We start from the raw sequence: 209 nt of genomic DNA on the forward strand, positions 1-209 counted from the left end.
AAAGGTGCAGGGGATGTGTGCTTTACAGCAGGAGGAAGCATTCCAGAGTTCATGACGACGCATCAAGAGAAGCTTTCTCATTTGGCAGAAAACGTTGCGGCACCAGAACGTTCGCCAAAGCCTGTGATCGCCCAGCTTCAAGGGTACACCTTTGGCGTAGGTCTAGAGCTAGCGATGGCGTGTGATTTCCGGATTGCGGCAGAAGATAC

At 52.2% G+C, this 209-nt stretch carries 1 protein-coding gene; it reads left to right on the plus strand.

Annotated elements, in window-relative coordinates; genetic code table 11:
* The coding region (locus BLT_RS22545) for an enoyl-CoA hydratase/isomerase family protein (RefSeq protein WP_035426224.1) at positions 1–209 on the plus strand (209 nt) is incomplete at both ends.

It is taken from the genome of Halalkalibacterium ligniniphilum (assembly GCF_000334155.1).
Lineage (GTDB): Bacteria > Bacillota > Bacilli > Bacillales > Bacillaceae_D > Halalkalibacterium > Halalkalibacterium ligniniphilum.